This is a genomic window from Snodgrassella sp. CFCC 13594, assembly GCF_001590725.1.
In the GTDB taxonomy this organism is placed as follows: Bacteria; Pseudomonadota; Gammaproteobacteria; order Burkholderiales; family Neisseriaceae; genus Snodgrassella.
Window position 1 is genome coordinate 1 of sequence record NZ_LQXR01000023.1, and the last position, 22214, is coordinate 22214.

17 protein-coding genes, 5 tRNA genes and 1 pseudogene are annotated in these 22214 nt (G+C 47.6%); 10 read left to right on the forward strand and 13 right to left on the reverse strand.

What is annotated here, in order from left to right; all coding sequences use genetic code 11:
- The first annotated feature begins 614 nt into the window (after positions 1 to 614).
- Together A2F46_RS10575 and A2F46_RS10580 are read left to right on the forward strand one after the other, a co-directional pair.
- Positions 615 to 2813 carry a TonB-dependent siderophore receptor gene (locus tag A2F46_RS10575; protein ID WP_066570277.1) on the forward strand — a complete coding sequence of 733 codons (2199 nt, stop codon included), beginning with the start codon at positions 615 to 617 and terminating at the stop codon, positions 2811 to 2813.
- 64 nt (positions 2814 to 2877) lie between these two features.
- Positions 2878 to 4563 carry an ABC transporter ATP-binding protein/permease gene (locus A2F46_RS10580; protein ID WP_066570279.1) on the forward strand — a complete coding sequence of 562 codons (1686 nt, stop codon included), beginning with the start codon at positions 2878 to 2880 and terminating at the stop codon, positions 4561 to 4563.
- A 185-nt stretch (positions 4564 to 4748) separates the two neighbouring features.
- On the opposite strand, the gene A2F46_RS10585 is transcribed toward A2F46_RS10580, so the two are convergent.
- From A2F46_RS10585 to guaB, 11 genes and pseudogenes are all read right to left on the reverse strand, one after another.
- Positions 4749 to 5135, reverse strand: coding sequence for an STAS/SEC14 domain-containing protein (locus A2F46_RS10585; RefSeq protein ID WP_066570282.1), 387 nt, complete (start codon positions 5133 to 5135; stop codon positions 4749 to 4751).
- Positions 5136 to 5145: 10 nt separating this feature from the next.
- Positions 5146 to 6045 carry a DMT family transporter gene (locus tag A2F46_RS10590; RefSeq protein ID WP_066570284.1) on the reverse strand — a complete coding sequence of 300 codons (900 nt, stop codon included), beginning with the start codon at positions 6043 to 6045 and terminating at the stop codon, positions 5146 to 5148.
- A 74-nt stretch (positions 6046 to 6119) separates the two neighbouring features.
- Positions 6120 to 6398, reverse strand: coding sequence for a cell division protein FtsB (ftsB, locus tag A2F46_RS10595; RefSeq protein ID WP_066570286.1), 279 nt, complete (start codon positions 6396 to 6398; stop codon positions 6120 to 6122).
- A gap of 15 nt (positions 6399 to 6413) precedes the next feature.
- A complete protein-coding gene (gene eno, locus A2F46_RS10600; protein WP_066570294.1) occupies positions 6414 to 7697 on the reverse strand; it encodes a phosphopyruvate hydratase in 1284 nt (427 codons plus the stop codon).
- Between the two features lie 270 nt (positions 7698 to 7967).
- Positions 7968 to 8447: a ClpXP protease specificity-enhancing factor gene (locus tag A2F46_RS10605; protein ID WP_066570297.1), complete on the reverse strand. Its 480-nt coding sequence runs from the start codon at positions 8445 to 8447 to the stop codon at positions 7968 to 7970.
- Positions 8448 to 8466: 19 nt separating this feature from the next.
- Positions 8467 to 9072: a glutathione S-transferase N-terminal domain-containing protein gene (locus A2F46_RS10610; protein WP_066570298.1), complete on the reverse strand. Its 606-nt coding sequence runs from the start codon at positions 9070 to 9072 to the stop codon at positions 8467 to 8469.
- A 141-nt stretch (positions 9073 to 9213) separates the two neighbouring features.
- Positions 9214 to 9966 (reverse strand): Nif3-like dinuclear metal center hexameric protein, encoded by a 753-nt coding sequence (locus A2F46_RS10615; protein ID WP_066570301.1) that lies wholly within the window; start codon positions 9964 to 9966, stop codon positions 9214 to 9216.
- A gap of 92 nt (positions 9967 to 10058) precedes the next feature.
- A complete protein-coding gene (gene carB, locus A2F46_RS10620) occupies positions 10059 to 13286 on the reverse strand; it encodes a carbamoyl-phosphate synthase large subunit (RefSeq protein ID WP_066570303.1) in 3228 nt (1075 codons plus the stop codon).
- A 101-nt stretch (positions 13287 to 13387) separates the two neighbouring features.
- On the reverse strand, positions 13388 to 14077 hold the full coding sequence (gene leuE, locus A2F46_RS10625) for a leucine efflux protein LeuE (RefSeq protein WP_231867780.1): 690 nt from the start codon (positions 14075 to 14077) through the stop codon (positions 13388 to 13390).
- Between the two features lie 34 nt (positions 14078 to 14111).
- Positions 14112 to 15245 (reverse strand): glutamine-hydrolyzing carbamoyl-phosphate synthase small subunit, encoded by a 1134-nt coding sequence (carA, locus tag A2F46_RS10630; RefSeq protein WP_066570306.1) that lies wholly within the window; start codon positions 15243 to 15245, stop codon positions 14112 to 14114.
- Positions 15246 to 15609: 364 nt separating this feature from the next.
- Positions 15610 to 17069: pseudogene (guaB, locus tag A2F46_RS10635) on the reverse strand (IMP dehydrogenase).
- Between the two features lie 177 nt (positions 17070 to 17246).
- On the opposite strand from guaB, the gene A2F46_RS10640 reads away from it, so the two are divergent.
- From A2F46_RS10640 to A2F46_RS10670, 8 genes are all read left to right on the forward strand, one after another.
- A complete protein-coding gene (locus A2F46_RS10640; protein ID WP_066570310.1) occupies positions 17247 to 17699 on the forward strand; it encodes a DUF4124 domain-containing protein in 453 nt (150 codons plus the stop codon).
- Between the two features lie 175 nt (positions 17700 to 17874).
- A complete protein-coding gene (uvrC, locus tag A2F46_RS10645; RefSeq protein WP_156471627.1) occupies positions 17875 to 19638 on the forward strand; it encodes an excinuclease ABC subunit UvrC in 1764 nt (587 codons plus the stop codon).
- 111 nt (positions 19639 to 19749) lie between these two features.
- Positions 19750 to 20322, forward strand: coding sequence for a CDP-diacylglycerol--glycerol-3-phosphate 3-phosphatidyltransferase (pgsA, locus tag A2F46_RS10650; RefSeq protein WP_066570313.1), 573 nt, complete (start codon positions 19750 to 19752; stop codon positions 20320 to 20322).
- A gap of 72 nt (positions 20323 to 20394) precedes the next feature.
- Positions 20395 to 20470: transfer RNA gene (locus A2F46_RS10655), tRNA-Gly, on the forward strand.
- A 28-nt stretch (positions 20471 to 20498) separates the two neighbouring features.
- Positions 20499 to 20574: transfer RNA gene (locus tag A2F46_RS10660), tRNA-Gly, on the forward strand.
- Between the two features lie 39 nt (positions 20575 to 20613).
- Positions 20614 to 20687, forward strand: a tRNA-Cys gene (locus A2F46_RS10665).
- Between the two features lie 25 nt (positions 20688 to 20712).
- Positions 20713 to 20787, forward strand: a tRNA-Cys gene (locus tag A2F46_RS12350).
- Between the two features lie 30 nt (positions 20788 to 20817).
- Positions 20818 to 20908, forward strand: a tRNA-Leu gene (locus tag A2F46_RS10670).
- Between the two features lies 1 nt (position 20909).
- Here the strand turns inward: A2F46_RS10670 and A2F46_RS10675 are convergent.
- Both A2F46_RS10675 and A2F46_RS13495 read right to left on the reverse strand, forming a co-directional pair.
- Positions 20910 to 21956 (reverse strand): tyrosine-type recombinase/integrase, encoded by a 1047-nt coding sequence (locus A2F46_RS10675; RefSeq protein WP_369796340.1) that lies wholly within the window; start codon positions 21954 to 21956, stop codon positions 20910 to 20912.
- Complete coding sequence (locus A2F46_RS13495) at positions 21845 to 22204, reverse strand: helix-turn-helix domain-containing protein (RefSeq protein WP_231867781.1); 360 nt, start codon at positions 22202 to 22204, stop codon at positions 21845 to 21847. The genes A2F46_RS10675 and A2F46_RS13495 overlap by 112 nt, the downstream gene beginning before the upstream one ends.
- Positions 22205 to 22214: the final 10 nt, after the last annotated feature.

The window sequence follows — 22214 nt, forward strand, 5'->3', positions numbered from 1 at the left end:
AAACCAAAGCAGGCTGCCTGAAATCATTCAGGCAGCCTGCTTTGTTGTTGGTTATCATGAGACTCAGAAATGTGTCTCGAATTTAAGCTGTTCAGCTATTCTGACGAGAAAAAATGAGTGCGCGGGAAACTGCAGCGCTTTGGCTGTATCCTAAAAAATACATCAATAAAACATACTTAAATAGACCATTTTTTCGCATTGCAACACTTCAGTAATTTCATCATGGTCATTTAAAGATACATGCTTTACATACCAATAACATCAGCACTTATTGTGTCATTTGGACTACACTTTCCAGCTAAATAGTTGATGCGTATTCCCCAGCCCCCACCAAGAAAACCAGACCCAGTACGCCGCATCAATGGCAGTGCTGCTGCTCCTCAAGCTCTCCATATCGTTATGGTTTCATTCTAGACCACTCATTTTTCTTGTAATTTAATATTCAGAAATGTTTTTAAAACAATAAAAATGTTTTAAACAGAACAATAATAAGCCAAATGAACCGAATATTCCCCACTAAAAAATACATTTTAAGGAAATTATGTTTATTTGAGAAAATAATGTAAGTTTATTACCATAACCGATTCTTATTATTGTTTAAAAGGGAAAGTCGGATGAGACTTCAACTTTCTGTCATTTCAATGGCGGTTTACTGTGCGCTGTTTAGTGCATCATCCATGGCCCAGGATTCTGCTGAGTTGGATACCATTAATGTCATTGGACAAAATCGCAGTACCAAAACTGAGAATACGGATTCATATACCACTTCGGCCATGCGCACCACAACAGGCCTGGCATTAACACCCAAAGAGACACCACAGTCCGTCAGCGTGATTACCAAAAAGCAATTGGATGACCAAGGCATCAGTAATATGGCTGATGCCTTGCGCAATACCACAGGCATCAATGTGATCGAAGATTCTGGTAAAACCCGTTATCAGTCTCGCGGCTTCTATATTGATCAAATTGAGGAAGACGGCGTAAGCTCTACCGTGGCGGGATCTTCTGGTAATCCTTATAGAGATGCCCAAAGCATGACTGATTTGGCCATTTATGACCATATTGAAGTCGTTCGTGGCGCAACGGGCTTAACACAGGCTAATGGCGAACCAGGTGGCACCATCAATGCCGTACGCAAAAAACCAACACGGCAATTTCAGGCCAATGGTGAAGTCGCTGCGGGCAGTTGGGATCGTTATCGGGCCATGGGTGATGTTTCAGGCAGCCTAAATAGTGCAAAAACCATTCGCGGCCGATTGGTCGGGGTATGGAATAAAACCGGTTCATTTAAAGATACTGTGTCGGGTCACAATGAAACTTTGTACGGTGTGATGGAGGCCGATTTGGGTGAAAATACCAAATTAACCTTGGGCGCTTTGTATCAACACAAACAAGATGTACCTGATTCATTTGGTATTCCCATGGGTTTCAATGGCGCAGATGCGGGCTTGGATAAAGACACTTATCTGGGCGCAGACTGGAATCAAGAAAAATACCGCAAGCGCAATGCCTTTGCTGAATTAGAGCATTATTTCAATGATGACTGGAAAATCACCGGCAAACTGAATTACGTAAAAAATAATTCCCTGCAAGAATATGCCGGTTTGGCCAATTCAAGTACGTCATTTACTGGCGTTAGCACCAGCAGTCCTTATTTGACGGTCAATAATATGCAGCGATACGACAATGAAGGCTGGCAAGGCAGCGCTCAGGTGAATGTAACAGGTAAATATGAGTTGTTTGGGCGCAAGCATGACTTATTCAGCACCTTGAGCTTTTCTAAAGAAAAAGCAGATTCTCGTTGGCGCCGCATCATGAACAGCACAGCTTATGATGTTTATCAATTTTCAAACAGTGCACTAACCCAGCCCAATTGGGACGACCGCAGCACGCTCAAAAACGATATTGATTATGTTAGCAATCGTTACCAGCGCGCTTTGCAATTGGGTACCCGGTTTAATCTGAGCGACCGTTGGCATTTGATTGCAGGTGGCCGATATGTAAACTATATGGCAACCGGTTATTACCAATACACAACATGGAATGGCAAGCCCGATAATGAATATGGTGAGAATACACCTGTGCATGAGAAAAAATGGGTTCCTTATGCGGGTATTACTTGGGATGTCACCCCCAATACCAGTCTGTATGCCAGTTATACTGAGATTTTCAAACCGCAAAGTGTCACCAATGAACAAGGGGATACTTTAGATCCCGTGGTAGGCACCAACTACGAAATTGGCACCAAATCCACGTGGTTGGATAACCGATTAAATACGTCGGCAGCCTTATTTCAAATTGTTCAGAAAAACAGAGCCATTTACGATAGCGCTACCGGCTTTTACAACCCCGAAGGGAAAGTACGCAGTCGCGGCCTAGACTTAGAAATATCAGGTGAAATCCTGCCAGACTGGAACGTATTTGCTGGATACACATTCAACATGAGCAAATACTTAGAAACCGAAAGCACCCGCTATGCTGAAGGCGCCAATTTCAATCCCTATACGCCCAAACACATGTTTCGTTTGTACACCAGCTACCAGCTGCCTGGTGTGGCACATCGCTGGACGATTGGTGGTGGTGTCAATGTACAAAGCAAAACCAATAGTATCTACAATATTGCCCAAGGTGGTTATGCATTGTGGAATGCCAATATCCAATATGACATCAACAAAAATCTGCGCGTCAGTTTGATTGGCAATAACCTTACTGATAAACGTTACTATCAAAATCAGCGAGTACGCGTGGCAGGCATGAATAATTTTTACGGGGACCCACGCAATTTCATGTTCAAGCTGAATTGGAAACTCTAATTGCAGGCTAAAAGGGCTGCCTGAAACCTTCAGGCAGCCTTATTTATTGGCTGGAAAATAATCAATGCAAACCTTAAAACATTTTTTGATGCTGGCAGCTCCTTATTGGGGAAGCCGTAGGCGGTGGTATGCATGGGCACTGTTGGCTATGGTAATTGTGTTTGCCTTAGGCATCATTCAAATCAGTGTCTACATTACCCAATGGAACAAGGCTTTTTATGATGCACTGGCTGATTATCAGGCCGATGTTTTGCCTCATCTGGTATGGGTTTATTTAAGCTATATTGCCATCACGGTTTTTTTTGTTGTATCCGGCAATTGGCTACGCAAGAAATTGCTGTTCAATTGGCGAACGCACTTAACCATGCAGCTACAAAAGCAATGGTTAGGGCAACACCGCCATTATCGTTTGCAATTTACACACGAACCAGATAATCCAGATCAGCGTATTGCCGAAGATGTGGCACTATTGGCTGACAACAGCATTGATTTATTAAAATACTTTTTAATGAATGCATTCAAGCTGGTGGCTTTTGTGACGATACTGTGGCAGATGTCGGGCACGCAGCAATTCACCCTTGCCAACCATACTTTTTCTATTCAAGGCTATTTACTGTGGGTAGCATTGCTGTATTCCATATTGTGTACGGTAGCCACCCATTTTATCGGACGCAAATTAAAAACCGTGTATGTGAATCAACAACACCGAGAGGCAGATTACCGCGCCACTTTGCTGAGGGTACGCGACCATGCCGAACAAATTGCTTCTTATCGTGGCGAGAAAGCAGAGTATGGGCGCTTAAATCGACGATTTGCACACATCCGCAACAATTGGCAGACCTTAATCTGGCGTGAGTTCAAATTAGAAACATTCAGCGCCACTTATTTGCGCGTCAGCATGTTCATCCCCATTATTGCGACTTTGCCCATGTATTTAGCCAAAACCATGACCTTTGGCGACATGATGCAGGCGCGCAGTGCCTTTATGAATGTACAGGATGGCTTTGGCTGGTTTATGGATTACTACAAACGCATCATGGCATGGGCCGCTGTGGTGCAACGCCTGCATCATTTTAAAACCACCTTAGATCATTTACCCCAACTGCCACCCCACACACCGCCGCCCCCTTCGCTGCCGGTACCCTATCGGCTGCAAGCAGCCCATTTGCATGTGTACACCCCCGCCAAATATTGTCTTGGCGGCGATATCAATTTGCAATTGCATCTAGGTGAATGGGCAATGATTCAAGGTCCAAGCGGTACAGGAAAATCCACTTTACTTCGCACTTTGGCCGGACTCTGGCCGTTTTACCAAGGCCACTATCGTGTCGCAGGCAACCGCTTTCTCTTTGTACCACAGCGCCCCTATTTACCAATTGATACACTGCGGCATGTGTTGCAATACCCCAATCATACAGGTCATTCAGATGAACGCATTGAGTCTGCCTTAGTGCGTGTGGGCTTGGGGGCACTCAAGGATCAACTGGATAAAGAAACAGATTGGGGAAAATGCCTTTCTGGAGGCGAGCAACAACGCATTTCGATTGCGCGCATTCTGTTACAACAACCCGATATTCTGTTTTTGGATGAAATCAGCAATCAATTGGATGCCCCTTCGGCCATCCAATTATTCACACTGATCAAAAACACGTTACCAAACACCACAGTCCTGGCCATCAGCCATCAGCGCGAAATCAGCCATTTATTTAGCACACTCATTGAGTGGCCCAAACCACACAAAATAATGTAACGCAATAAATTGTTATCCGATTAAAAACGACGCAAATGCTATTCACGCCAGCAGCCTATATCCCTACATGGGAGGCGGGCAAGCTGGCGGGTGAAGTCAGGCAGCTACAATCACGTGTCTGTAGCTTGATTTTCAGGCAGTCTCTAGCTGTGCTGCAACTGAAGACACCCAAGCATCACAGTACCTCAAGGGTTTTCAGGGGGCAAATCAACAGGCGTGGCCTTTGGGTTCTCCAACAGCCATGCTTGCGCTTTTTCCGCACTAGCAAAATAGCGGGGATGCCGCAAAGTGAGTAAGCTGGAAATTTCCGCACCCAAACGAATCCAAATATCGTCTTCTACCAAAGCAATTCGACCAAATTCATCTTCATGCTGATGCAAGAATTTGAGTTGCTCCATGGCCATATCGATGGTGAAATCCTTCAGCATCGACAAATCCAATAAAATATCGGGACGCGCTACCCGCTTACGGGCATCCAATAGCGCTTTTTCCAGCTGCTGAAAATCTTCAATGGTGAATTCATTGTAAACCGCCACATTCAGTCCGTAGCTTTGTTCGCGAATCGATATCATGATGCTGCCCTTATTTTTTGTGGACGGGGATACTGCTTAATATACCGCTGCCAACTATGATACCCATACCCAAAATTTCTTGCCAGTGGATGACATCATCCAGCCACACCACACCCAGCAAAGTGGCAAACACCACCGTCAAATACGACAGTGAGGCGGCCACAAATTTGCGCCCATATTGATAGGCCAGGGTCAGGCAAATTTGTCCCAACGTGGCCGTGATGCCCAAACTCAGCAAATACACCAAACTCCGCCCTGTAACGGGGTGCCACCCACCAACCTGACTCAAAATAGCGCTGGTAATGGTCGCCACCAATGAAAAATAAAATACCACGCGCCAAGAAGGCTCACCCAACTGCGACAATTCTCGCACCTGCAAATAAGCCCAGCCAGCACACAAACCTGAACCCAAACCGATTACCCCAGAAATTTCTTCCCCAGCTGCAAACGTGGGGCGCAACAGCACCATAATGCCGACAAAACCCAACAGCAGTGCCAAAATCATCTGCCTGGAAATGTGCTCTTTGAGCACAAAAACCGAAAGCAAGGCAAGAAACAAGGCAGAAGTGTAATTTAAGGTGGTGGCCGTGGCCAAAGACAAATGGGTGAGTCCATAAAAAAACAGCACCAACCCCAACGTGCCCGCAAAACCACGGCTGATGTGCGCGCTCAAATAGCGTGTTTTGAACGTGTACCCCTTCAATTTCGCCAATAATCCCAGCGAAATCACACCAAATATAGTGCGCCAAAAAACCAACTCATAAAAACCATAGCCAAAATCCTGCCCTGCCTTCTTCACCAGGCCACCCATTAAGGCAAAGAAAAATGCCGCGCCAATCATCCATGCCGAACCCAGTGCGGCAGGCAATGAAGCGGCACGCGATACCCCAGAAACTTTTGAAGAAGTCATCGTTTTATTTTGGATTACCTAATAAATAACCGCTTTCAGGTAGCCTGAAAGCGGTTGATTCTTTGTAATATGGCTTATTTGGCCGGATGCACAAAGCGATAAAAGGTCTCCCCATTTTGCACATAACCCAAATCCACGCGCGCAATTTCAGCGATGGCATCTTGCCCATGAGTTAGGTCTTTGATTTCAGCAGTCAGAGTTTTATTCCGTTGAATCAACGTTTCATTACGTGCATTTTGCGCCGATACGTTGTTTTCCAGGCGCCACATATCACGCCAACTGCCTTTGGCTAACCACAGATCATACTGTAAAAAAACCAGTGCGATGGCCAAAATCCAAGTAACCCATTTCATCCGTTGCTTTCCAATTTAACCCAATTGGTAAAAGGCTTTTTTGCCTGGGTAATACGCTGCATCGCCCAATTCTTCTTCAATACGCAACAATTGGTTGTATTTGGCCATGCGATCAGAACGCGACAAGGAACCAGTTTTGATTTGCATACAATTGGTACCCACAGCCAGATCAGCGATGGTGCTGTCTTCGGTTTCACCCGAACGGTGACTCATCACGCTGGTATAACGGTTGCGTTTGGCTAAATCCACGGCTTTCAATGTTTCGCTCAAGGTACCAATTTGATTCACTTTTACCAACAATGCGTTGGCCAAGCCTTGTTCAATACCTTCAGCCAAGATAGACGGATTGGTCACAAAAATATCATCGCCCACCAATTGCACACGCTTACCCAAGCGATCGGTCAGCAACTTCCAACCGTCCCAGTCATGCTCGCTCATGCCATCTTCAATTGAAATGATGGGATACGTATCGACCAATTTTGTCAGGTAATCGGCAAATTCCGCGCTAGACAGACTCAAGCCTTCGGCAGACAACTGGTATCGCCCTTCTTTATAAAATTCACTGGAAGCACAATCCAAAGCCAACATCACATCGCTGCCGGCCACGTAGCCCGCCGCTTCAACAGCTTCCAAAATCAGCTTAATGGCATCTTCATGGGTAGCCAGGCTGGGCGCAAAACCACCTTCGTCGCCCACTGTCGTGGAATAGCCCTTGGCACCACACAATTTTTTCAGTTGATGGAAAATCTCAGCCCCACAACGCAATGCTTCTCGGAATGAAGAAGCACCCACCGGCATAATCATGAACTCTTGAATGTCGAGGCTGTTATTCGCATGAGCGCCACCATTGATGACGTTCATCATCGGAACCGGCATGGCCATTGGCCCGGCACCCCCAATATAGCGATACAAAGGCAAGCCTGCGTCTTCCGCGGCTGCACGCGCCACAGCCAAAGACACAGCCAGCATGGCATTGGCACCCAAGCGGCCTTTGTTGTCAGTCCCGTCCAAATCAATCATCAATTGGTCAACATAGCTTTGTTCGCTGGCATCAATCCCAATTAAAGCCTGCGCAATTTCATTATTGACGTTTTCCACCGCCTTGAGCACACCTTTACCCAAATAGCGCGCGGCATCGCCATCCCGCAATTCCAAGGCTTCTTTTTCGCCAGTTGACGCGCCAGAAGGTACGGCCGCACGGCCCATCACGCCAGATTCGAGTAAAACATCACACTCAACAGTGGGATTGCCGCGTGAATCTAAAATTTCGCGAGCAAAAATATCAATAATGGCACTCATGAAGTCTCCTATCGGTGCTGCCTACATCATCTGGTGGGCAACCAATTCAAACCAATAAATAAATGATGCAAATGATGGCTTGCCCATCCAGACAAACCACAAGAATAAATTAAGCGCCGCCATTATACCGTTTCAGGCTGCCTGAAACGAGTATTTTGTCTTTAACAATAATGGTTTTACTGAATAGTAAGCGGGACCGCGTACACGTGGCCCCATCTTATCTAACCAACAACAGCCAATAATCGCCTTCGCTATCGGCAGCCAATCATTTTATTTAATGATCTTCAACCCTTTTTTGGGGCTTTCTGCTGATGCTGATTGAGAAGAGGTATCGGCCACAGTAGAAGGCAATGCCTCTGCTGTTGATGTATCGCTTGCAGGCGTTTCAACCAAATTTAAATGCCCTGATTCAGCCTCATCTGCTGTATCAGGCTCATATGGCACCACATCAAAGCCCATGCCTTCGCCGGTTTCTCGAGCAAAAATACTGCTTACATGGCCTACAGGAATCCAAATATCATGCGACACTCCGGCAAAGCGCGCCGCAAAATGCACCCAATCCTGATCAATCACCAAGCCATTGGCTGCCTGAGGACCAATATTGAGCACAATTTCCTGATCTCGGACATACTGCATTGGCACTTGGGTTTGTTCATTGACCCATGCCGCAATATATGGCGTATGGCCGCTGTCGGCACACCAGTCATACAAAGCGCGCAATAAATAAGGCTTGGTACTGAGTTCACTCATTATATACTTTCAGGCAATCTCAACGACGCATGGCTTTTTCGGCCGGCGTCAAAGCTTCAATAAAGGCTTCACGCTGGAAAATTCGTTCTGCGTATTTGAGCAATGGCGCGGCTGATTTGCCCAGCTTGATATCATAATGATCCAAACGCCACAGCAAAGGCGCCAAGGCCACATCTATCATGGAAAATTCATCACCCATGATGAATTTGTTCTTATTGAATCCGGGCGCCAGCATGGTTAAACCTTGTGCCAAGGCTTCACGCGCTTTTGCCATTTCCTTGTTGGATGACTCTGGATTTTCCAGTGTTTGCACATGGCCAAACAATTCTTTTTCCATGCGGTGCAACACCAAGCGGCCACGGCCACGCATAATCGGATCAGCTGGCATCAGCTGCGGATGAGGGAAACGTTCGTCTATGTATTCATTGATAATATTGGATTCATGCAAAATCAGATCACGCTCCACCAAAACCGGCACTTGGTTGTAGGGATTCATCACCGCCAAGTCTTCGGGTTTGTTGAAAATATCCACGTCTTTGATTTCAAAATCCATGCCTTTTTCATACAACACAAAGCGACAGCGTTGGCTAAACGGACACGTAATGCCCGAGTACAAAGTCATCATAATCCCAGCTCCAGTGAGTGCCCAAAGAAGGGCAGCCTATTGATTAAAATGGAGAAATTATACTTTTTTTATGCTATTTTTACCAGAAAAACAATATAACCAAATGTTTTATAATGGTTATTTAAAATATTTGATATTCATTTACACTGGATTGGGCTCATCAAAAAACGCCACCGATACTCCAAATTGCGTGGCCAATGCGTGGCCCAATGCCTGCACACCATAACGTTCAGTGGCATGATGACCAGCCGCATAAAATGCCACGGAATTTTCCTGCGCCAAATGATATTGCGCTTCCGATACTTCCCCTGTGATAAACGCATCCACACCCAAATCAATGGCTGCCTGAAAAAAGCCTTGCGCCCCCCCAGTGCACCATGCCAACCGCTGAATACGCTGATGGTTATCCGCACACAAAAGCAACGGAGGGCGTGCCAATTTCACCGCCAACTGGTGAGCCAATTCGCTGGCACTCTGCGGCGCGGCCAAAGTGCCCAACATCAATAAATTCTGCTCGCCGGTTTGCCGTTCAATTTGCCAATCCATGTGCGCCGCTAGCTGGGCATTGTTACCCCATTGTGCATGCGCATCTAAAGGCAAGTGGTAACCCACCAAATTCAATTCATGATCGAGCAAAGTTTGAATACGCCGCTTCTTCCAGCCCACAATACCAATCGGTTCACTCTTCCAAAAAAGGCCATGATGCACCAACAACATATCCGCCTGCTGCGCCACGGCCACCTCTATCGCAGCCTGACTCGCTGTCACCGCACACACAATCCGTTGAACATCAGGCTTTCCCTCAACCTGAAGGCCATTGGGCGCGTAATCTTTGAAATTGCCCACCGCCAACTGAACATCACACCAATCCAATATGTCGCGTCTTGCCACCATTTTATTGCCTCCTGATATCCCTTTCCCCCACCATCATAACAAAACAGGCTGCCTGAACAGCATTCAGGCAGCCTGTGCACAAAGTAACCCAATTATTGCTGCGCTTCCTCATGCCTGCGAATACGCTGGTGCAGACTTTGCAAATCATACACATGACGCACAGCCAAACTCTTTACGCCTTCGCTCATTGCCAGACCACCTGCCACCGTAGTGTAGAGCGGTACACGCATGTTCAAAGCACTGCGGCGGATGGAATGGCTGTCTTTCACAGACTGTACATCACTGCTCACCGTATTCACCACCAGCGCAATATCACCATTTTTGACTGCATCCACAATGTGTGGACGGCCCTCAGTCACTTTATTGACCACCTGCACATTGATGCCGTGTTGTGCCAGATAGGCGGCGGTGCCACGGGTAGCACACAAGCCATAGCCCAATGACTGGAAGTTTTTAGCCACGGCCACGATTTCTGGTTTGTCTTGGTCACGTACCGCCAAAAAGACTTTACCCACCGCAGGCATGCGCTCACCCGCCCCCAGCTGCGCCTTCATATAGGCCTCTGAAAATGTCTCTCCCACACCCATGACTTCACCAGTGGAACGCATTTCCGGGCCCAGAATGGTGTCCACCCCAGGGAATTTGATGAACGGAAATACTGCTTCTTTCACCGCATAAAAATCAGGAATAATTTCATGGGTACAGCCTTGATCCGCCAAAGCAATCCCTGCCATTGCCCGTGCACCAATTTTAGCCAAAGGCACACTGGTCGCTTTAGAAACAAAAGGCACCGTGCGCGAAGCTCGAGGGTTCACTTCCAACACATATACCACCCCATCCTGCACCGCAAACTGTACATTCATCAAGCCAACAACATGCAACGCCCGTGCCATGGCTTTGGTCTGGCGGCGAATTTCATCCTGAATATCACTCGGCAATGAATAAGGGGGAATCGAACATGCTGAATCGCCACTGTGCACCCCCGCTTGCTCAACATGTTGCATGATGCCGCCAATCACCACCTCTTGACCATCTGACACACAATCCACATCGACTTCAATGGCGTGGCTCAAGAAATAATCCAACAAAACTGGGCTATCATTGGATACTTGCACCGCTTCGCGCATGTAGGTTTTCAATTCATCTGCTGAGTGTACAACCTGCATGGCGCGACCGCCCAATACGTAGGATGGTCGAACCACCAACGGATAGCCTACTTCATCGGCCTGTTGCAAGGCTTCTTCTTCAGTGCGCGCGGTGCGGTTTTCCGGTTGGCGCAAACCCAAGTCTTTCAAAATTTTCTGGAAACGCTCACGGTCTTCTGCCGCATCAATGGCATCGGCGGAAGTACCAATGATATTGACGCCATTAGCCACCAAATCATTGGCCAATTTCAGCGGCGTTTGGCCGCCATAGTGCACAATTACGCCCCAAGGTTGCTCGGTATGTACGATTTCCAGCACATCCTCTAATGTTAGCGGCTCGAAATACAAACGATCAGAGGTGTCATAATCAGTGGACACGGTTTCCGGATTGCAATTCACCATGATGGTTTCAAACCCAGACTCACGCAAGGCCAGCGCCGCATGCACACAGCAATAATCAAACTCAATGCCTTGCCCAATACGGTTCGGCCCCCCACCCAGAATCATGATTTTCTTGCGATCACTCGGATTGGCTTCGCATTCTTCCTCATAGGTTGAATACAAGTAGGCCGTATCGGTGGCAAATTCAGCCGCACAGGTGTCTACACGCTTGTAGACGGGGTGTAATTTCAGGCTGTGACGATGATGGCGTACCGCTATTTCAGACACATTCAATAAATTAGCCAGCCGTTTATCAGCAAAGCCTTTGCGCTTGAGCACACGCAATCGGGCATAATCCAAATCGTTTAGGTTGCCTGAAGAAACCGCTTGTTCTTCTGCCACCAAGTCTTCGATTTGCGCCAGAAACCACGGATCAATGGCGCAAATATCATGAATTTCCGATAGGCTAAAACCAGCACGAAATGCATCAGCCACATACAATACTCGCTCAGGCCCAGGCGCCGCCAATTCGCTTTGGATCACGGCACGGTCACTACTGCGCTCTTCAAAGCCGCTCAAGCCAGTTTCCAAACCGCGCAACGCTTTTTGCATGGATTCTTGGATTGAACGACCCATAGCCATCACTTCGCCCACTGATTTCATCTGCGTGGTTAAGCGGTCATCGGCAGCTGGGAATTTCTCAAAAGCAAAACGCGGTACTTTGGTTACCACATAATCAATTGAAGGCTCAAATGAAGCCGGTGTGCGGCCGCCAGTAATGTCATTGTGCAACTCATTAAGGGTATAACCCACCGCCAGCTTGGCAGCCACCTTAGCAATTGGGAATCCGGTGGCCTTAGAGGCCAGGGCAGATGACCGGCTAACACGCGGATTCATTTCAATCACAATCATTTCGCCCGTAAGCGGATTGGTGGCAAACTGCACGTTGGAGCCACCTGTATCCACACCAATCTCACGCAACACCGCCAAAGAGGCATCACGCATAATTTGGTATTCTTTGTCGGTGAGGGTTTGTGCTGGCGCCACAGTAATGGAGTCACCCGTGTGTACCCCACAAGGGTCAAAATTCTCAATTGAGCAAATAATGATGCAATTGTCGTTTTTGTCGCGCACCACTTCCATTTCATATTCTTTCCACCCCAAAATGGATTGCTCTACTAACAGCTCATGAGTGGGCGAAGCATCAAACCCGCGCTCACAAATGGCCATGAATTCATCTTTGTTGTAGGCAATACCGCCGCCAGAGCCGCCCATCGTGAACGAAGGCCGAATGAGCGTAGGAAAGCCCACGTCAGCTTGGGCTTTGAGCGCCGCATCCATGGTGTGACAGATAAACGAGCGCGGCGTTTTCAAACCAATTTTCACCATCGCTTCTTTAAAGCGGCCACGATCTTCTGCTTTGTCGATGGCATCTTCTGAAGCTCCGATCAACTCAACACCGTATTTACTCAGCACTCCATGATGGGCCAAATCCAAAGCGCAATTTAACGCAGTTTGGCCGCCCATCGTGGGCAAAATAGCATCCGGACGCTCTTTCTCAATAATTTTTTCCACCGTTTGCCACATAATGGGTTCGATGTACGTCACGTCAGCCATGTTGGGATCAGTCATGATGGTGGCTGGGTTGGAGTTCACCAAAATCACCTTATAACCTTCCTCACGCAAAGCTTTGCATGCTTGTGCGCCGGAATAGTCAAATTCACATGCTTGACCGATAACAATCGGACCTGCTCCGATAATAAGGATGGATTTTAGATCTGTGCGTTTTGGCATGTCGGTCTCTTTATCTCAATATTCATTCATTACAATTCGGTGTGCTGCCCAGCAAAGACAGCGTTCAGGCAACCCAACAGGCTACCTGAAAAATTAGGGAACTACCGTGCAGTTGCCGTCCACAATTTTGCAGCAAATCCCATAAACATCAGCCCTACCACAGCCATGCCCGAGGCGGCCATTTTTTGATAGCGGCCAAACCAATGCACCAGTGATACGCCGCCATAAATCAGTACACTCAAGTAAATCATGCTGAAAACCTGCAAAATAGTGGCCAACAGCAAAAAACTCAGCCCAGGATGCGCATAACGCGTATCCACAAACTGCACCATAAACGATAAATAAAACAAAATGGCTTTGGGGTTCAGCAAGCTTAAGGTCAAAGCATGATGAAACACATGTTTGGGTGGGGCTTTCGAAATCTGGCTGAGTGCTTCATATACCGCTACCGATTCTGAGACACCTTCTCTCATCTGTGCACGTGTGCGGTACCATTTCTGGGCCGCCCCACGCAGAAGATTTAAACCAAGGTAGGCCAAATAGAGGCCACCCAAAATCTTTAAGGCCCAAAACAAGGCAGGGACCGTTTTGATGACGGAAGCGGCTCCCAATGCCGTCAGCAACATCAGCACACTATCTCCGATAAAAACCCCAGCCACAGCACGGTATGCGGTGCGGGCACCATGCTGCCCCGCCATCGCCAAGCAATACATCGAATTGGGACCAGGCAACAAAATAATGCCCACTGCGCCAATCACATAAGTACTTAAATCGGTTATCCCCAGCATCATTTATTTCCGCTGTAGCCATACAAACAACCCAGTTTCAGGCTTTTTGGGCTGCTTTAATGTCATCAATAAACTGGTCAAACAAATACGCCACATCGTGTGGGCCCGGGCTCGCTTCGGGGTGACCTTGGAAAGAAAAAGCCGGCTGATTGGTTAGGCGAATGCCTTGCAATGAGCCGTCAAACAATGAGCGATGGGTCACATGAGCATGATCAGGCAAAGTTGCTGCATCCACTTCAAAGCCGTGGTTTTGGCTGGTAATCATGACCCGGCCACTATCGACATCTTGCACAGGATGATTGGCACCATGGTGGCCAAAAGGCATTTTGCGCGTCTGCCCGCCCACGGCCAAACCCAGTAGCTGATGACCCAAACAAATCCCAAACAGCGGCTTTTTGCTGGCCAGTAATTCTTGAACGGCCACAATGGCATAATCACAAGGCTCCGGATCGCCCGGTCCATTCGATAAAAATACGCCATCCGGATTCATGGCCAACACCTCTTTGGCCGGTGTTTTGGCGGGCACCACCGTTAAACGGCAGCCGCGTTGCACCAACATCCGCAAAATATTGGTTTTCACACCAAAATCATAAGCCACTACGTGGTAAGGGAGGTTTTTAGGCTCATCAAATCCTTGACCCAATTGCCACTCACCCTGAGTAAACTCATATGGCGCAGGACAACTCACTTCTTGTGCCAAATCTTTGCCTGCCATGCTGCCAAACGATTTGGCCTTGGCCAAGGCATCGCCTACATTGGCTTGCTCCCCTGTCATGATACAACCGGCCTGCGCTCCTTTATCTCTCAGAATGCGCGTCAATCGGCGCGTATCAATATCAGCAATGGCTACGGTGTGGTTGCGTTTTAAATAATCACTCAAGCTTTCTTCTGCGCGGAAACTGCTGTGCAACAATGGCAGGTCACGAATAATCAAGCCTGCAGCAAAGATTTGCCGACTTTCCACATCTTCCCTGTTGACGCCAGTATTGCCTATGTGCGGATAGGTAAGCGTGACCATTTGCTTGGTGTAAGAAGGGTCGGTAAGAATTTCCTGATACCCAGTCATGCTGGTATTAAACACCACTTCACCAATGGTGTGCCCCTCCACACCAATGCTGATGCCGCGAAACACCGAGCCATCGGCCAGAACCAAAATTGCGCTTGTTGTCATGAATTGCTGTCCCAAGGATGTAATGATGCCGCCGTCAGCTTAGCCAACCACGGTAAAAATGGGTTACGGCACTGGCGGCCGCGCTTCCTTAAGCCAACGAATGGCTCGCTGGTTAAAAAAAAACACGCCACACAACGCCGAATGCGTGTGCTACGTGCTTTTTGACATGGCAGTGCATGCCATAGAAGCAGTGTATTCTAGCCAAAATAGGCCAAGCTGACAACCGTCATCCACCAAACTCATCACAATAAAAGACCGAATCAGAATGGAAGACAACCGCTTTTAACACAATCACCCAAACACACAAAAATTCAGGCAGCCCATCAGGCTGCCTGAACACAAAATACCTTACTATATTTATGCGTTAACGCGCATGGTAGTTGGGCGCTTCTTTGGTGATTTGCACATCGTGAACATGGGATTCATTCATGCCAGCAGCAGTGATTTCCACAAATTGCGCCTTTTCATGCATATCACCAATTGTGGCGCAACCCAAATAACCCATGCTGGAACGCAAGCCACCCACCAATTGATGAATAATTTGTACAATCGGCCCTTTATAAGGCACTCGCCCCTCAATGCCTTCCGGTACGTATTTGTCTACACTGGAAACATTATCTTGGAAATAACGATCAGAAGAGCCTTGGCTCATCGCCCCCAAAGAACCCATTCCTCGATAAGATTTGTAGGAGCGGCCTTGATATAGCTCAATTTCACCTGGCGCTTCTTCGGTACCCGCAAACATACCACCCAACATCACGGCAGAAGCACCGGCTGCCAAGGCTTTAGCCAAATCACCAGAGAACCGAATGCCACCATCGGCAATCAAAGGTACACCCGTACCTGCCAGCTCTTCCGCTACATTATGAATGGCTGTTAGCTGCGGCACGCCCACACCCGCCACAATACGTGTGGTACAAATTGAACCCGGGCCAATGCCAACTTTAACCGCATCCGCACCCGCTGCCACCAAATCACGAGCAGCCTGAGCAGTCGCGATGTTGCCACCAATCACATCTACTTGAGGATAGTGCTGCTTCACCCAACGCACACGGTCAATCACGCCTTGACTATGGCCATGCGCAGTATCCACTACAATCACATCCACACCAGCCATCACCAAAGCGGCCACGCGTTCATCGGTATCTTTGCCGACACCCACCGCAGCACCCACTCGCAAACGCCCATCAGCATCTTTATTGGCATTGGGAAATGCCGTGGTTTTTAAAATATCTTTTACGGTAATTAAACCTTTGAGTTCCCACTCATCATTAATGACCAGCACCCGCTCAATTTTATGCGCATGCATCAATTCGCGCGCATCATCAATACTGGTGCCTTCTGGCACAGTCACCAAGCGTTCACGGGGCGTCATGATATTGGCGACTTTTTGACTCAAATTGCGCTCAAATCGCAAGTCACGATTGGTCACCAAGCCCACCACTTTGCCGTTTTCCAACACAGGCAAGCTAGATACTTTATATTTGCGGCCCGGGCCAATCAAATCACCTACCACCGTATCGGGGGCAATGGTCACAGGTCTTTAACTACACCGCTCTCATGGCGCTTAACTTTAGAGACAGCTCGCGCCTGGCGCTCCACACTCATGTTTTTATGCACAATACCAATGCCGCCTTCTTGTGCCATCGAAATAGCTAGACGCGCCTCAGTTACGGTATCCATGGCCGCAGACACCAACGGCAGATTCAAAACAATATTTCGGGTTAATGAAGTTTTCAAGGCAACGTCGCGCGGCAACACTGTAGAGTGAGCAGGTACGAGCAAGACGTCGTCAAAAGTGTATGCTTTTTCGACTATACGCATGATTAAGGCTCTTAGCTGGGGGAGAAAATGGGGAGAGAATGTGGCGCAGAATTATAGCAGATAAAGCGTTTTATACAAAATATTACCCATCCACTTTCAGACATTTGTTCCCTGAAACGGCTTTAGGTACAATAGCATCAAAATAAAATCGTTTTGTTTAGTTTAGGGAAAATTCAGATGAAAAAGTCCGTATTGCAAAAGGCCGTGTTGGTAGCCGTGCTCGGTAGCACCATTATTGTATCGGCCCAAGAAGTATTTTCTTGGCGTGATCGACGCGGCTATAATGCCTACTCGGATACGCCGCGCAATTTAACACCGGCCGAAACACGCATGTTTAATGTGCGTACCCAAACCAGCGTCCCTTCAGTATCTCCGCAAACGACTGCCAATGCGGCTTCTGACCCAGGTTCATTGGCTGAGCAACAAGCCCAATTAAGTCAGCAAGTAGCGGCACGCAACAAAGCAATTGAAGAACAAAACAAACAAATCGCCGCTGAAAACAAAAAGAAAAATGAAACCAGCTGCAAAACCGCACGGTTAAACCGCCAAGCAGCAGACAGCATTCGCAGCAACAATCGCGACGCTTTGATTCAACGCTATGAACAGGATATCAAGCAATTCTGTAATTAAGCCTTCAAAGACTCTGCATTAACTTGAATTTATCCGCTTTATCCATAAGTTGACTATTCAACTTATGGATTTTTTTCAGCCAACTCATGGACACAACCAGCCCCAGCAACACGCCATCGCCATTTGATATTGCCGTGTTCTTAAAAACCTACCTAATCTTCCCGGTGTGTACCGCATGCTGAGTGAGGATGGTACGGTTTTGTATGTGGGCAAAGCAGTGAATCTGAAGCGACGCGTCAGTAGCTATTTCCAGAAAAGCGATTTATCTCCGCGCATTCAGCTGATGGTGCGGCAAGTAATCAAAATTGAGACCACGGTTACCCGCTCTGAAGCCGAGGCCTTAATTCTGGAAAATAACTTCATTAAAGCTTTATCGCCCAAATACAATATTTTATTTCGCGATGACAAAAGCTATCCTTATCTGATGTTTAGTGGCCACCGCTATCCGCAGATGGCGTATTATCGAGGCTCCCTGAAAAAACCAAACCAATATTTTGGCCCATACCCCAACAGCTATGCAGTTCGCGACAGCATTCAAATTTTGCAAAAAGTATTTCAATTGCGCACCTGCGAAGACAGCGTATTCGAACACCGCGACCGCGCTTGCTTGCTGTATCAAATCCATCGCTGCTCCGGCCCATGCGTGGGGCACATCAACGAAGTTGATTATCATGACAACGTGCGACAGGCCGCCGCCTTTTTGCACGGAAAAACCGATGAATTGACTACTACTATGCACCATAAAATGCAACAAGCTGCTGACCAACTCGATTTCGAAACAGCCGCCAAATACCGTGACCAGTTGCAGGCATTAGGTTTAGTCCAGTCACAGCAATTTATCGACAGTAAAAACCTCAATAGCAACGACATGGATATTCTGGCCTTGGCCGAAATAAGCGAAACCGTGTGCATACACTGGGTCAGCATCCGGGGCGGCCGACACGTGGGTGACAAAAGTTTTTTCCCCGACACCCGTTTTCGGGTGGCCGAAAAATTACAAAGCTATGGTGAAGCATTTGTGGCTCAGCATTATTTGGGTAAAAAAAAGCCAAATGCCATCATCAGCAACTTCAAGCTGCCTGCAAGCCTACAACAAGCCCTATTGGATGAGGAAGGTAAGAACATGCAATTTATTACCAACACCGCGGGTGAGCGACGCGTGTGGTTGCGCATGGCAGAGCGCAACGCGCTGATGGCCATCAAACAGCACCAACTACAGCAACACAGCCAACACCAACGCATAGAAGCACTGGCCGAGTTATTGCACTTAGATGCCGAAGACATCAACCGCATAGAGTGTTTTGACATAAGCCACACCCAAGGCGAGGCTACCATTGCTTCTTGTGTGGTTTATGAAGATGAGGCCATGCAACCAAGCAAATATCGCCGCTTTAACATCACCACCGCTAAACCTGGCGACGACTACGCAGCCATGCGCGAGGTGCTTACCCGCCGTTATGGCCGGCTGGCAGATAACGACGACAGCATAGGCGCTTGGCCCGATTTGGTATTGATTGACGGAGGCAAGGGGCAAGTCCACATGGCGTTGGACGTATGGCAGGAACTGGGGCTTCATATTCCCATCGTGGGCATTGCCAAAGGCCCCGAACGAAAACCCGGATTGGAGGACCTCATCATTCCTCATCTGCAAGAAACCATTCATTTAGCACCCCACAACCCTGCGTTGCACCTTTTACAAACGGTTCGAGATGAATCACACCGTTTTGCCATTACTGGGCATCGCCAAAAGCGAGCCAAAGCCCGTGTTACCTCTTCACTCAACGACATTCCTGGGGTAGGTGCCAAACGCCGCCAAGCATTGCTCATGCGTTTTGGGGGATTGCGTGGCATTCAGGCTGCCAGCGTAGAAGATTTGAGCCAAGTCGATGGCATCAGCCCCACTTTGGCTGAAAAAATATATGATGTCCTACATCACTAACCGCAATGCCATGTAGCCAACCAGCAAAGGCAGCATACAGGCTGCCTGAAAACACATAAACGGGTATGATTAAGCCCAATACCACAATCATCCAAAACCAGGAAATTTCTCATGCCGTGGAATATACCGATACTGCTGACTTGGCTGCGTATCCTCATCATTCCGGTTTTCACCATTTTGTTCTACCTGCCCAGCAGTTGGGTCGCTGATCGCGATTTAATCAATTGGCTGGCTGCGGGTTTTTTCGCTGCTGCGGCCATCACCGACTGGTTTGATGGTTATTTAGCGCGAAAATGGAACCAAACTTCTAATTTTGGTGCTTTTCTTGACCCGGTAGCCGATAAGCTCATGGTAGCCGTTGCCTTGATTTTACTGGTGGCCACAGGACGCACATACGCCCTTTTCGCCATGATTATCATTGGCCGTGAAATCACTATTTCTGCCTTGCGTGAATGGATGGCGCAAATGGGCAAACGCAGCAGCGTGGCCGTGGCCAAAATAGGTAAATTCAAGACTGCCGCACAGATGGTGGCCATCTTCTTGTTATTACTCACGTCGGCACCCACATTGGCGCCCAATTGGATTTGGGTATTGGGTAATATTCTGATGCTGCTGGCGTGTATTTTGACCGTATGGTCGATGCTGTATTACCTCAAAATGGCTGTCAAAGAGTTCAAGCAATAAGCACGCGAAGACACTTGACATAAAAATTCTGGCCTTTATAATGTCCGTCTTCATTGCTTCAGCGATGTAAAAGCGGGAATAGCTCAGTTGGTAGAGCGCAACCTTGCCAAGGTTGAGGTCGCGAGTTCGAGACTCGTTTCCCGCTCCAGAACATCGTTGTGTGTATAAGGCAATATGCGGGAATAGCTCAGTTGGTAGAGCGCAACCTTGCCAAGGTTGAGGTCGCGAGTTCGAGACTCGTTTCCCGCTCCAAGTTTTCTTGTTAGTCTGTCCGATTATCGGGTGTATTATGGCGGGATGGCAGAGTGGTTATGCAGCGGACTGCAAATCCGTGTACGCCGGTTCGATTCCGACTTCCGCCTCCATAATTCTCTATTAGTAGTAGCCCATGGCGGGGTGGCAGAGTGACTATGCCGCGGTGTGCAAAGCCGCGTAGGCCGGTTTAAATCCGCGCCCCCGCCTCCACTTTTACATGTCTTAGTTAACTAAGACATGGCCCGGATGGTGAAATAGGTAGACACAACGGACTTAAAATCCGTCGCTTCTTAAAACGAGCGTGCCGGTTCGATTCCGGCTCCGGGCACCAATCACCTTGTTATATAAGGTTTTTTATCCATCTTATTTAACGCTATTGTATCTTCTCCTTTAAGATTTGAAATGGGGTGTGGCAGATTTGTGTCAGCCCCCTTAAAATCGTCCAGCTTGCTGGCATACTCATGCAAATGATCCGGTGCAAGATGAGAGTACCTCATTACCATCTGAAGAGTCTTCCATCCGCCCATTTCCTGAATAACCCTAAGAGGCACTCCTCTTTGAACTAGCCAGCTAGCCCAAGTATGTCTAAGATCGTGCCACCGAAAATTTTCAATACTTGAGCGTTGTAGCGCCGCTACCCAAAGTCGATGATTGAGTTGCATAACAGGAATCCCACGAGTATTAACAAAAACATATTCTGAATGCATACCATGATATTTTAGAATAATACTCATCGCGGCTTCATTTAAAGCCACACCCAATGGATTATCGGCTTTCATTTCATCAGGATAATACCAAGCTACCCGACGTCCTAAATCTATTTGTTCCCATTTCAAACCAAACACATTCGCCTGCCGTAGCCCTGTGTTTAAAGTAAAAACAGCCATATCAGCCAAATATTCTGGGCTTAAGGCATTAATAAGCCTTTTTGCCTCCTCTGGCCGAAGCCATCTAATACGGCCTTTCGACTCATGAAACATAATGATTACCGGAGCCTGCGCCAAGTATTTCCAAACTCGGATGCAACGGTTAAGAATTGCACGTATTAAAGCTAAATATCTGTTTTTTGTTGCACATGAACATTCAAGCCGTCCAATAACTTCCATGATGAAAGTCTGGTCAATATCATTAAGGAATACTCCTCTAAAATCTTTTAAGGCACGAATCTTGCTGATGTCGTCATTAATGCTTTTTTTATCCTCTCTTTCTTTGATCCACCGAAGAGCAGCTTCATCCCAAAGTATTTTAGGCGAGTCCCCTAACGATTCTACCCGCCACTGTTCATAGGCAACTTTGTCGTGCAATTCTTGTGCCGCCCTCTTCTCTTTGGTTTTAGTACTTCGTCTAATTCTTTTACCACTTTGGGTGATAATATCAATGTACCAAATTCCATTCTCTCGTTGATAAATTGGCATTTCTGTTCACTCCGTCGTTCGAGTGACGCTTGCACACATTCATTTTGCAAACTCTGTAAGAATGCGTCAAGGTCACTTGCCCTGATGCAATATTTCCGCCCGGGTTTGACTGCCTTAATCGCGCCAGCACGGATTTTTTCTCTGATGGTTTCAGCATGGCACTGACAAATCTGAGCCGCTTCTACTACCGTATAGGTCTTCAGTTCAGCCATGAATCTATCC

Bases quoted from the DNA above. Each gene is read 5' to 3' on its own strand.
- A2F46_RS10575 (WP_066570277.1), top strand. From the start codon at position 615: ATGAGACTTCAACTTTCTGTCATTTCAATGGCGGTTTACTGTGCGCTG.
- A2F46_RS10580 (WP_066570279.1), top strand. From the start codon at position 2,878: ATGCAAACCTTAAAACATTTTTTGATGCTGGCAGCTCCTTATTGGGGA.
- A2F46_RS10585 (WP_066570282.1), bottom strand. From the start codon at position 5,135: ATGATATCGATTCGCGAACAAAGCTACGGACTGAATGTGGCGGTTTAC.
- A2F46_RS10590 (WP_066570284.1), bottom strand. From the start codon at position 6,045: ATGACTTCTTCAAAAGTTTCTGGGGTATCGCGTGCCGCTTCATTGCCT.
- ftsB (WP_066570286.1), bottom strand. From the start codon at position 6,398: ATGAAATGGGTTACTTGGATTTTGGCCATCGCACTGGTTTTTTTACAG.
- eno (WP_066570294.1), bottom strand. From the start codon at position 7,697: ATGAGTGCCATTATTGATATTTTTGCTCGCGAAATTTTAGATTCACGC.
- A2F46_RS10605 (WP_066570297.1), bottom strand. From the start codon at position 8,447: ATGAGTGAACTCAGTACCAAGCCTTATTTATTGCGCGCTTTGTATGAC.
- A2F46_RS10610 (WP_066570298.1), bottom strand. From the start codon at position 9,072: ATGATGACTTTGTACTCGGGCATTACGTGTCCGTTTAGCCAACGCTGT.
- A2F46_RS10615 (WP_066570301.1), bottom strand. From the start codon at position 9,966: ATGGTGGCAAGACGCGACATATTGGATTGGTGTGATGTTCAGTTGGCG.
- carB (WP_066570303.1), bottom strand. From the start codon at position 13,286: ATGCCAAAACGCACAGATCTAAAATCCATCCTTATTATCGGAGCAGGT.
- leuE (WP_231867780.1), bottom strand. From the start codon at position 14,077: ATGATGCTGGGGATAACCGATTTAAGTACTTATGTGATTGGCGCAGTG.
- carA (WP_066570306.1), bottom strand. From the start codon at position 15,245: ATGACAACAAGCGCAATTTTGGTTCTGGCCGATGGCTCGGTGTTTCGC.
- A2F46_RS10640 (WP_066570310.1), top strand. From the start codon at position 17,247: ATGAAAAAGTCCGTATTGCAAAAGGCCGTGTTGGTAGCCGTGCTCGGT.
- uvrC (WP_156471627.1), top strand. From the start codon at position 17,875: ATGCTGAGTGAGGATGGTACGGTTTTGTATGTGGGCAAAGCAGTGAAT.
- pgsA (WP_066570313.1), top strand. From the start codon at position 19,750: ATGCCGTGGAATATACCGATACTGCTGACTTGGCTGCGTATCCTCATC.
- A2F46_RS13495 (WP_231867781.1), bottom strand. From the start codon at position 22,204: ATGGCTGAACTGAAGACCTATACGGTAGTAGAAGCGGCTCAGATTTGT.